The organism is Providencia sp. M-27, from assembly GCF_011077905.1.
Taxonomy (GTDB): domain Bacteria; phylum Pseudomonadota; class Gammaproteobacteria; order Enterobacterales; family Enterobacteriaceae; genus Providencia; species Providencia huaxiensis.
The window spans coordinates 1-10821 of the sequence record NZ_JAALBT010000031.1 but is presented as its reverse complement, the minus strand read 5'-3'; the positions used below and the strand labels follow the sequence as shown (position 1 = coordinate 10821).

The window sequence follows — 10821 nt, the reverse complement described above, 5'->3', positions numbered from 1 at the left end:
TTTCAAGACAAACCTAAAACACCTCAGTAGCTCCCTCGCTTTGCTCGGGCAACTCGTTGAACATTTCTTTTGTCTACGACCATCCAGCCACTGCGCCGCTGTTTTTCCCGTGTCATTGGGTTCGCTTCGCTCACAGTTCAATCAGGATGGAGCTGTCTGAGCTTCTGTGTCACGTTTTTAGTATTGGGTGATAAATTCCACTATGGAGCCAATAAAACCTCGTCATGGACTTCCTGTGGCGTTTTAGAGGGTATTAACACCCAGTTCTAATCTTCCTTTTTCTGATTGAGTAATACCTGCCCCTTCAATTTCCATTCTTCCCATTTGGGATTGTCACGGGATAATTCATGCAAGCTGGCTAATGCCCCCAGTAGTTTTGCGGGGTCATCTACCGGTTTACCCGTTTGACTGTCCACTAACCCTGCCATGATAAGTAACCCCGCTGATTGATAAAGGGCATGGTCACGCGCTTTACGGGCAGCTTTGGCTTCTGCCCGCTTCTCTGCTTGAATAAGATTCATCACCTTTGTGCGGGCTTCCTGGGCTTTTTCTGCTGCTCGTTCCGCCTGAATTAACAATGAGAGCGTTTTGATTTCTTGGGCGGTTTTATCCGCTTTATCGTGCAAAATCACCAATAAGCGTTGTGCCTCATTCGGTGATTTTAAACCACGGATAGTTTGCACTCTGTCTGCCACCCATTTAGCCTGTTTTTCGTTTTTCATCTTTACCACTCATGCTGTTTTTAGAATGAAATAATTATGCTCATGATTGGCAACTACGGTCAAATTCCACTACAATCCCTATCACCTTTTTTGATAGGGCGCACTTAGACGTTTCTTCACTTCGTTCAGAAACGGTGCGCGCTTGCAGCGGGCGAAAACAGCATGGCATCTTATCATCTCAGCGTTAAAACCGGCGGGAAAGGCAAAGCCGCTTCCCATGCCGATTATATTGCGCGTGAGGGAAAATATGCCCGTGAAAAAAACAACGACCTTGAGTACAAGGCATCGGGCAATATGCCCGCATGGGCAGCGCATAAACCGTCCGAGTTTTGGAAAGCCGCTGACACGTTTGAACGTGCCAACGGCTGTACCTACCGAGAAATTGAAATTGCCCTGCCACGTGAATTGACACCCGCACAACGCCTTGAGCTTGTTCGTGATTTTGTTCAACAGGAAATTGGCGACCGGCACGCCTATCAATTTGCCATTCATAACCCCAGAGCGGCGATTGAAGGCGGTGAACAACCGCATGCGCATATTATGTTTTCTGAACGGCTTAATGACGGTATCGAGCGTGACCCGCAGCAGTATTTTAAACGGGCGAACAGTAAAGAGCCTGAGCGCGGCGGCGCGAAAAAGGTACGGTTCGGCGAAACGCCGACAGAACGCAAGGAATACCTTATCGCGCAGCGGGAACGCTGGGCAACATTACAAAATGACACTCTTGAACGTTATCAGTATCCTGATCGTGTGGATGCTCGCCCCCTGAAAGCACAGGGACTCGAGCGTGAGCCGGAACGGCATTTTGGCGCTGGACAGGTCAGGCAGTTTGAACCTGAGCAGTTACACGCAGTGATGGAGCGCAGAGAGGCGGAACGGCAAGCTCAGCACTGCCGTGATGAACGTGACAGCGTGATTGATGTGACAACGTCATTACGGGAAGCCCTTGCGGAGCGGGATAGCGGCACTGAAACACCTAAACGGGATGTGATGCAAAATGAGGCTCAAGGCAGAACGTTTGATTTTGAAAAAGAGCCTGAAAAACTAACACCATTGGTCAATGATGCCTTGAGTGAGATACAAGAAGAGATTGACCTTCAATCCTTGATTAATGACTCTATGGCAGAGTTTCAGAATATTCATCAGGAACTGGTCAGGCAGCAGGAGCGTGAGCGACTGGCTGAGAAGCAACGCCAGCAGGAAAAAGAACGGCAGCGATTCGCCGAGCAGAAACGACAAAAGCCGGATAAAGGCTGGTCATTTTCTCGATAGACAGGATTAGATATGAACGATGAGATTAAAAAAATTGCCGCGCTGATTGGTCATCAGCAAGCACAAGAGAAACGCGTTGCTGCGTTGATTGATGAATTTCAGGCAGAATCCGCCAAATTAAGCCGCCAAACAGCACAATTGGCACAGGTGATCCATGAATTGGACAGTGCCTCGGGTAAGATGACCGACACGATCAGGCAATCGGTGAATGCTGCCTTAACTCAGGTTGAAAAAGAACTCAAACAAACGGGATTGGCGCAGCAGAAACCCGCCATCAATGCGCTGAATCAGGTGGTTACAGCGGCTAATGAGTCCGTGAGTGCAATGCGGCGTGAGATGTCCCGCTATACGTGGAAATCCGCGATTTATATTGTTCTGACAATGGTTGCTGTCATGGGGAGCTGTCTCTGGGGGATGTTTTATTTTATCGACAGCGGTTATGACCGGATTGCGGAGATGCAGCGTATGGAAGCGAGCTGGCAGAAAAAAGCCCCGCTGGCTGATATCTCCATGTGTGATGGGAAACCTTGTGTGAAAGTGGATACCAGTCAGTCATACGGCGATAAAAAAGACACGTATCTGATTATCAAAAAATAAAAATAATATGTAAGGCGCATGTTTTTCTGTATAGCGCTGCATAGTGTAAATTTTCTGACTAATCATCATGGTAGATGTAGGGGGAATACTAAAATATCTAATATTGAGTGTTTTTTTAACATATAAATATATGATTATGTATAGGAATTTTTAGTGCTTTCTGTTATTGGGTGTGTTTTTAGTCATCTATGATTTAAATTTTGGTTGTGTAGATAGTATTAAACTAATATGATTATAGGTATTTTTTTGTTTCATCCGTTAAAAAAATATGTGCCATTAGTTTTTGGGGTGATATATGTAGTGCATTACAGTAGGTTATTAAAAATTTCACAGAAATATTATTCTTACCATTTTCGTATCTAGATATTTGTTGTTGGCTAATATTTAATTTTTTAGCTAATTCTGCTCCTGATAATGAATTTGAAATTCTTTCATTCTTTAGAAATGAGCCTAATTTTTTATTTATATCGCACATGTGTGACCTTCTTTTTATTGGGTACTGTATTCTATTTGGTGAAAATATATTATACTAGGATGTACATAATACCTGCCTATATCGGTAGTTATAAATTAATAGTAATTATAGATACTTAATTAACCATAATAATGATGTAAATATGACAAATTCATGTGGTTCATGCCAAGGAAAATAAATTTATGAGCAGTGATAATAGTGATTTTAGTGTTTGATTCTAAGGCGAATTTTTCTTCCATAAAAAGATGAATTATATAAAAATTGCATTAAATATTCCATTTTAGGATTTATCTGATTTCTAATTATTTGTTAGGGTTTATAGCAAAAACATTCAGGAGAGCCTTTATATGAGGATATTAGCATGTTTAGTGTTAGAAAATTTTTAAAATATGGTAAAATATATGAAGTATACAGTTGCTGCTAAGTTTTTTATATTAATTATTTTATTATCTATTTTTATTAGTGGGTATTTTCTTGTGTTTGAGGTGATTGTATGAGCAATCATCATGATGAAATAGATATTTGGGAGGTGGTTTTAATATTAAAACAAAAAATAGCATATATCATTATAACAATGACTATCATTGGATTATTATCATCTTTATTTGTATGGGTTATGGGTGATAAAGTTAACATAACTTACTCTTTATCTATCAATAAAGAGTCTCCAGGGTTGATTATTAGCTGCGATAATGATTTTCAATGTAAAAAACGATTAATTTTTTCAGAGATTGACAATGATATTTCAGAGTTAAATATTAACGTGGATCAAAAAGAAAAAATTATTAATTTTTTATGGAATGGTGATATTCGAGATAGCTATTTATTCAAAAATAGAATAATAAATATATCTCAGGATGTATCTAATTGGATAGTTGATGATTACAAAAGATACAATCAACTTTTTTTTAATGACTTTAATAATTTAACAATAAACTCTGATTTATATTCACGTATAATATTGATGACGAGAAGTGGATTGTCAAAAAATGAAAATTTGGTAATGGTTACCGAAAAGGTAAATAAGCAATATAAACCAACAATAATTATATTATTATCATTGATAATATCTTTTATTGCAGTGTCTGCATATTTTATTTTTAAAGAAAGTTTTAAGAATTTTAAAGTTTAGTATTAATATCTATTTCTGTATGGCGTATATTAACTATATGTATTATTATTTGACCTTTGTTACTACTTAATTTTTAGCTAAACCCAGCGTTTTTAATCAAACAGGGAGTTTTTCCAATGCTCAGAAACCTAGAGAACTCTAGGTTTCCGCTCTTATAATGGAGGCATTGTAATTTTATGTTATAGCGTGATTATGGAGGAAGAGCTAGAATTCTGTGTTTTAGTACATTTTATTTTTTTAATATACCCGCTTTCATTTTATTAGAGTGGGCTAAGCCTGATTCGATTAATTATTTTTCATTATCATTTAAAAAAGAGTTAGATAATAAATGGCTAATGCATTTATTATCTAACTCTTTTTTAAATGATATTGCTTCACTCATTTTTATTTTTCCTTGGAAATTTCTTTTTGGAAGTTTCAATCCGCCTAAACCCTCCGAGTGATAGTATAATCTAGCCAAATACCCAGGTTTGATTCCGATATATAAGGCAAATGAATCAATATCAATATTCACCATAGCTCCTACCCAAATAAAAACTCGATGTATTAGTATAAAATTAATTACATATTTAATCAATTTATATTTCCTGACAGCTATAACTGCAATATCCTCCATTGGGTACATACTTTTTGACAGCATAGATTAATCCGAAGTAGCTATCCTAAACCTAAAAATCAGCTCAATCCATTGAGTATTTGACCTATTTTAGGGGGAGCTGCTATATTAAAGAACCTTTTCACCCATTATAAAAAAATAGGGAGCAGTGTAGGCCCCCTTATATATATGCACTTACTTAATTTGTATGTCTTTTACACCAATAATATTTAAAGTTACTCGACGATCAGGTTGTAAGCATGCTATAAGCATTGCTTTACTATTTACATCATTACAAGATGTGGTTACTGGTTGAGAGTTACCTTGACTAGAGATATTTATATTATTATTAATTCCATTATTTTTTAGATAGTTACGTATTGTTTCAGCTCTCTGCATACCCAATTTGTAATTGTATTGTTCAGAGCCTAAACGATCTGTATGACCCGTAATATCAATTTGCTTAACATTTATATGGCTACTCATTAATTGTGTAACTACATTATCTAATTCTTTCTTACCGTTAGGTAATAAGTCATTAATACTTGATTTATTAAATTTAAATAATGTATCTGCAGACAACTCAATCGCTATTTCTTCATATACCACAGGTGCTGACAATTCTTGCTCAGTAACTTTTGTCGGAGGGCACCAGCGATGAGTAGAATTACCTGCACAAGCTGTTAAAAATAGTGATGCAATAGATACAATTAAATAATTTTTTTTCATTTTATGTCCTATAAATATATATTGGCCTAAATCCAAATTGACATATATTTAGATGATTTATTATTTCCAAGTAAATTTAAGACCAACTGTACCTTTGTAAGACTCACGTTTGTCTGACGTGAATGAGTGTTCATAACGAACATCAGCGTATAAGTAGCTATGTTGACTTACTGGTTTTTGAATACCAATACCTACAGATCCCCAAGTATTGTTGTAATTTTCTCTAATGCTATCTGGTCCAATGTTAATATCTTTTTGATCTAAAAAGTCATGCAATACATTTGCTGTGAAATAAACAGTATTTGTTCTTAAACTTTTTGCTTCACTATTATGTGCAACACGAACACCTAAACGACCACGTAAACCATGTTGATCATTTTGATCAATATTACGGATATCATCTTTGAAAGAGTCTAAACCTAAATATTGATAAGTTAATTGTGCTTGTGGTTCGATTAACCAGCCGGCTTCACTATCAATATGTTTAGTTAATGCATATGGGCGACCAATTTCAGCTGAAAATGCTGCACCAATACCATTTTGTTTGACATCATTTAGACCAGCAGTTTCATATGTATTACGTAAGTGAGAAACTTGCCCTATTAAGTCTAAATATGAACCATTTTTGTCATAATACGTGTTGTATAAACCTAGGCTGAAAGCATCAGTTTTACCATTACCTGTTTTTTTGTTTGAAACAATTTGACCATTAATTGCTCTATAACGATCTTCAAAATCTATATCGCTACGACCATACGAGATATAAGCCCCGGTATGATTACGTGATTGTTTTTCAATATTTTCATGAATAATAAAGTCATGACCAATTTGCACAAGGTATTGTTCACCGCTCATATTAAAGCGGTTTTTGCCTTCTAAATCTAAATGGCTACCAACAATACGTCCCCAGCTTTGACCATTATTATCGTTTACACATGTACCGCATTCATCCCAAGCAAGTGTTTGATTTTCACCACGACGCTCATGTAATGTTGCTAAAGTTGTGTAACCTAACTCCATGTTAGCAACAGGCATTTGTACATAGCCCGAAGTTTCAGGGTTATAAATATCTACATCCTTATCTTTGGCTTTTGCGGTCCAATAATACTCATCAGCATTTGTATCTTGGTTATTTCTCATAGCAAGCTGTACTTGAGAAATACCAGTCGTTCTTGCATTACCTTGGAATGATTGGTTACCAGCTTTTTCTACATAAATTACTGGTGTTGTGTTAATAACAATTTGAATTTGTTGAATATTACCATCGATTAAATTAAGCGTACCATTTGCACTGACAGGAACAACTGTTGTCATACCTGTTGCAGTACCTGTAATTTTCAATACATCAGATACTGAATTAGTACCTTGTACATCACCCGGAGCATTCCAAAGAGTGTTCATTTTTACTGTAGCATTTCCACTCGCAACATAATTACCGTCAATTTTTAATTTGTCGCCAACTTTACCATTATCTAAGTTAATCACGCCATTATTTGAAGTAATCGTTTGACCTTTTAGAATGAAATCAGATACCCCCCAATTAGCCGAATCAACATCAAAACCATTTAGAGTTGAATCATTCAATTCTAAGGTAGTAAAGGTAGACTGAGTTTCTGTGCCTTTTTTAGCAAGCTGCCATAAAGCACTATTATTCAATTTTAAGTCAATTGAAGAATTAGTCCCCATTTCTGTAAGGCCTTGGATTTTACCTTCGCTTACACCCATATCTATATTTGATGAATTGCCAACTTGTAGTAATGCACCTTGCTTAGATGCAATTAACTGAGTTTTATCTCCTGTAAAATTAAACTTCACATCTGCTTGATTATTATCAATCGCTAGCAACGATGCCCCTAAAGTGTCATTTGATAAAGCGAAATCAGCATTATTAATATTTGCAGAAATTTCTGTAGTAGAATCTTGAACTGATTGTGTTAAAAAATCAGTTCCTACACGTATAGCTGAATCTTGAGAACGTACTTTAAATTCTTTTGTTTTACTTGCTTCTAATTTAGATCCACCAAAAGCTAAGATAATCGCTTCACCTTTTGCGTCAGACTGATCAATGTTTACATTGGAATTTTCACCGAATACAATTTGTCCAGCTCCCCAGCCATCTCTAATAATATAAAAATTACCAAAAGATCTGTTTTTCTTTCCAATGTGTAACGCGTTCCCGCCGCCATGAAGCGTAATAGATGTATTACCCAATAACTCTACTGTTGGCATAGCCCTAGATTCAGTGTCCTTACCTGAAACATATACACCATTACCTATCAGCACTATAGTCACCTTTAATAACGACATGAGCTGTTGGACCTACGCCTGTTTTTGACGAGCCTGTACCATCATTGTTCTGAATAGCACTAATACCTGTTACAGGGTTTGTATTGGTAGAGCTAGTTTTTATTGCCTTAAACGTATAATCGTTATTTACTTCAATATAGTTAGTTCTATTATTAGATGAAAGGCTACCGCTGTCATTGTAGGCTTGGCCAGCCATCAAACCATTAATGTCGCCATTATTTGCATTCAAAAAAGTCAAATCAACATTATTAAAATAAACGCTACCACCAAATCCTGCTGATAACCCTGCAATAGAAGATGTGCCTGCATTTGAGCCATCAGCAACTACAGATAGATTATTGCCAGTCAAGGTACTATAACGAACTGAACCTGAGTCATAACCTATTGTTCCAAGCAGTAATCCAGCAGATTCATACTTTAAATTTGTAATATTTATATTTTGATTTTCAAGCACAAAATTCTTGCCATATCCCTCTGCAGTTGAAGTGTAATAGATGCTCTTTTTGCCAAGTAAACCATAATCACCACTCGGAGTATTTGCAGCAGATATAGTCGAACAAGCAAATCCATTATCGGGTACAGTTGATGTTCCACATGTTGAACCGTATGTAACAGGAGAGAGTAGAAATACTAACGAAGCAATTAAAATGCTAGCACGACATGCCGATTTTTTTTTTTCTACCTAACTCTGAACAAACAATCCATGCATTTTGTGATACTGACCAAATTAACTTATAGACATTATTCATTTTTATTTCCATGTATAAATGACGCCAAAATTTGAATTCAACGCTAAACCGCCTGCCTTAGCGTCGCTAATACTACAGAAGGTTACATGAACCTAGGAAATCATGAAGTATACACCCCCCTTCATGATAGAACTAATCTTGAATAATACGATTATAATCGTAATAACGATGCGACGTTTACGTTATTTTTGCAAATTTACCCCCGCTCCGCCCTAAAGGCAGAGGATGCCAAGAAAAAAGTCTTTTTAAAACAAAAATGCCATATTTAACATAAAGGTGCTTAAGCGCATGCCCGCCTAGGCACTCAATCAAAAAATGCCTTCAATCGCTCAAAACCCCCTATCTTCCACCCGTAAAAAGCCCCATTTTTGTGTTACTCATTTGTTATCAAAATGGTGGTTTCGGTTTCGCGATAAAAATGACACCAACCGGCTATTTTTTCCAGAATTGCCACGGTTTTTTGGTTGGTGCAGGTGCAACGGGGTCGGGTGTTGCTGGTAACTTGGATTCGATTAATAGCATTGCTTGTTTCAGGCTGTCTATATGCTCGTCCTGACGTTGTAATTCGTTATTTTTGCTTTCAAGCAGTTGTTCTAAAAGTGCAATTTTTTGTTGTAACAGTGCAACGGATTGATCTGTTTTAGGTGTTGCATCGTGCTGCATTGCATCGCTTTGCGACAGTGTTGCATGTGTCGCATTTAGTGAACCAAATACACGAATAAGCTCTGATGTATCTACTTTTTTTGTATTTGTTGCATCAGAAATTTGCGACAGTTTTCCTTGCTTAATATAGCGATGTATTGTTGCTCTGTTTTTTCCAGTTAGTCTGGCTGCCTCTGTAACTGATACCAGTGCCATAGATACCTCATATCCGCCCGTATTTCGCCAGAATTTTCTCTAGCGTAGTTCGTTGTTTTTGAGTCAGCCATGTAAATGAGCCGTTAAGATCGTACTTGCTTTGCATATCGCTCAGGAATTTTGCTTCAAAACTAGTCAGTTGAATTTTTGCAGTTAAAGCATCATGCAATGTTGTTTTTAGCCCCTCATGAAGACGATTATCAGGCGTTAAACGGATTGTCTTATCTTCTTTTTTTGATGCTGGATCTTTTGCTAGTTCAGTTACAAGGTCAATTTGTTTATCCAGTTCAACTTGAAAGATCAGTGTGTCAGCAGGACGACCGCGTTTTTCAATAGTCAGCTTCATGTTGCTGTAGGTATTTAAATCTTTTGAGATTGGTTTTAAAACCCAATGATTGAATTTTTTAAATTCAGGATAATTTTTTTCTAGCATCAACATAAACTTGAATTCTTTAAGGCTTATTTCAATGTTAGCTTTATTGGTTTTACGTTGAGTTAATTCCTTTAATAACCATTCATAGACGCGCATGGAATACTTGTTTTCAAAGGCTTTTACGTGCTCTAGGTTATATTTAATAAATCTTTTCAATTGAAATAAATATGGCACTATTTCCTTACTAAATCTAAGTTTTACCGCTTGCTTATCCCTATTAAACTCCGCGTAATTTACCCACTGAAATATTCGCTCAGATATAGGTCCTGTTGGATAGATTATTTCAATGGTGCGAGTCATCAATTCTCGAGTTATGTTTTTTAATCTCTGATAAGCATTATCATTTGATAAACCCATCATTTGTGCATATTGCTGATAAGTAAATGCAACCGTTCGTTGATCTTCATTAGGATCATCAATTGTTGGATTGAGTAACGCCACACCACACAAAATCAATTTGGTTTCATGCTCAGTAAGGTCGTAACGGCTCACTGCTAATTCATTTGCTTTGAAAACAACTAATTCAGACATAGCAACCTCGGTGAAGGGGTATAAATCGCTGTACTTACAATAAAGGTTTTGTGATTTTTTTCAACTGTACCTTTTCGGTTTTTCTGTGGGTTATTCGATTTTTACTGTACCTTTGGCGCAGCTTATCCGATTTTTACTGTACCAATTCCGATTTTTACTGTACCTTTCTGTTTTTTTTGTGTTTAAAATCAATAAAATAAAAACACTAGAATAAAGAAAGAATAAAAGATAAAAAAGAATAAATCCCAGCCCTGTGGATAAATCAGAAAACTGCCGTCGATTTGCCGTAGTTAAAAAGATGTCGCAAACAACGTTTGCTCCTTTTCAAGACAAACCTAAAACACCTCAGTAGCTCCCTCGCTTTGCTCGGGCAACTCGTTGAACATTTCTTTTGTCTACGACCATCCAGCCACTGCGCCGC

General features: G+C 36.8%; 12 protein-coding genes. 3 read left to right on the top strand and 9 right to left on the bottom strand.

Translation table 11 applies throughout. From position 1 onward, the window contains the following. Nucleotides 1-266: 266 nt before the first annotated feature. Entirely contained in the window at nt 267-722 is a 456-nt protein-coding gene (locus G6Q48_RS21215) for a conjugal transfer protein TraD (protein ID WP_150385215.1), read from the bottom strand. A gap of 162 nt (nt 723-884) precedes the next feature. On the opposite strand from G6Q48_RS21215, the gene G6Q48_RS21210 reads away from it, so the two are divergent. Together G6Q48_RS21210 and G6Q48_RS21205 are read left to right on the top strand one after the other, a co-directional pair. Then, nucleotides 885-1994 carry a MobA/MobL family protein gene (locus tag G6Q48_RS21210; RefSeq protein WP_150385214.1) on the top strand — a complete coding sequence of 370 codons (1110 nt, stop codon included), beginning with the start codon at nt 885-887 and terminating at the stop codon, nt 1992-1994. A 12-nt stretch (nt 1995-2006) separates the two neighbouring features. Then, a complete protein-coding gene (locus tag G6Q48_RS21205) occupies nt 2007-2591 on the top strand; it encodes a tRNA modification GTPase (protein ID WP_150385213.1) in 585 nt (194 codons plus the stop codon). Nucleotides 2592-2823: 232 nt separating this feature from the next. Here the strand turns inward: G6Q48_RS21205 and G6Q48_RS21200 are convergent, their stop codons facing one another. Beyond that, a complete protein-coding gene (locus G6Q48_RS21200) occupies nt 2824-3066 on the bottom strand; it encodes a helix-turn-helix domain-containing protein (RefSeq protein WP_150385212.1) in 243 nt (80 codons plus the stop codon). Between the two features lie 493 nt (nt 3067-3559). On the opposite strand from G6Q48_RS21200, the gene G6Q48_RS21195 reads away from it, so the two are divergent. Continuing rightward, a complete protein-coding gene (locus tag G6Q48_RS21195; protein ID WP_150385211.1) occupies nt 3560-4198 on the top strand; it encodes a hypothetical protein in 639 nt (212 codons plus the stop codon). A gap of 289 nt (nt 4199-4487) precedes the next feature. On the opposite strand, the gene G6Q48_RS21190 is transcribed toward G6Q48_RS21195, so the two are convergent. The 7 genes from G6Q48_RS21190 to G6Q48_RS21160 form a co-directional block, all read right to left on the bottom strand. Then, entirely contained in the window at nt 4488-4838 is a 351-nt protein-coding gene (locus G6Q48_RS21190; RefSeq protein WP_150385210.1) for a hypothetical protein, read from the bottom strand. A gap of 150 nt (nt 4839-4988) precedes the next feature. Next, the gene (locus G6Q48_RS21185; protein ID WP_166268320.1) at nt 4989-5522 is read right to left on the bottom strand and encodes an OmpA family protein; all 534 of its coding nucleotides are present in this window, start codon (nt 5520-5522) and stop codon (nt 4989-4991) included. Nucleotides 5523-5582: 60 nt separating this feature from the next. Next, nucleotides 5583-7805 carry an autotransporter family protein gene (locus G6Q48_RS21180; RefSeq protein WP_166268318.1) on the bottom strand — a complete coding sequence of 741 codons (2223 nt, stop codon included), beginning with the start codon at nt 7803-7805 and terminating at the stop codon, nt 5583-5585. Beyond that, nucleotides 7792-8283 carry a hypothetical protein gene (locus tag G6Q48_RS21175; RefSeq protein WP_166268316.1) on the bottom strand — a complete coding sequence of 164 codons (492 nt, stop codon included), beginning with the start codon at nt 8281-8283 and terminating at the stop codon, nt 7792-7794. Before G6Q48_RS21175 ends, G6Q48_RS21180 begins: the two co-directional genes overlap by 14 nt. 196 nt (nt 8284-8479) lie before the next feature. Beyond that, a complete protein-coding gene (locus G6Q48_RS23225; protein ID WP_166268314.1) occupies nt 8480-8578 on the bottom strand; it encodes an ESPR-type extended signal peptide-containing protein in 99 nt (32 codons plus the stop codon). A gap of 432 nt (nt 8579-9010) precedes the next feature. Beyond that, nucleotides 9011-9436, bottom strand: a complete 426-nt coding sequence (locus tag G6Q48_RS21165; RefSeq protein ID WP_150385217.1) for a helix-turn-helix domain-containing protein — start codon at nt 9434-9436, stop codon at nt 9011-9013. 7 nt (nt 9437-9443) lie between these two features. Then, nucleotides 9444-10400, bottom strand: a complete 957-nt coding sequence (locus tag G6Q48_RS21160; RefSeq protein ID WP_150385216.1) for a replication initiation protein — start codon at nt 10398-10400, stop codon at nt 9444-9446. Nucleotides 10401-10821: the final 421 nt, after the last annotated feature.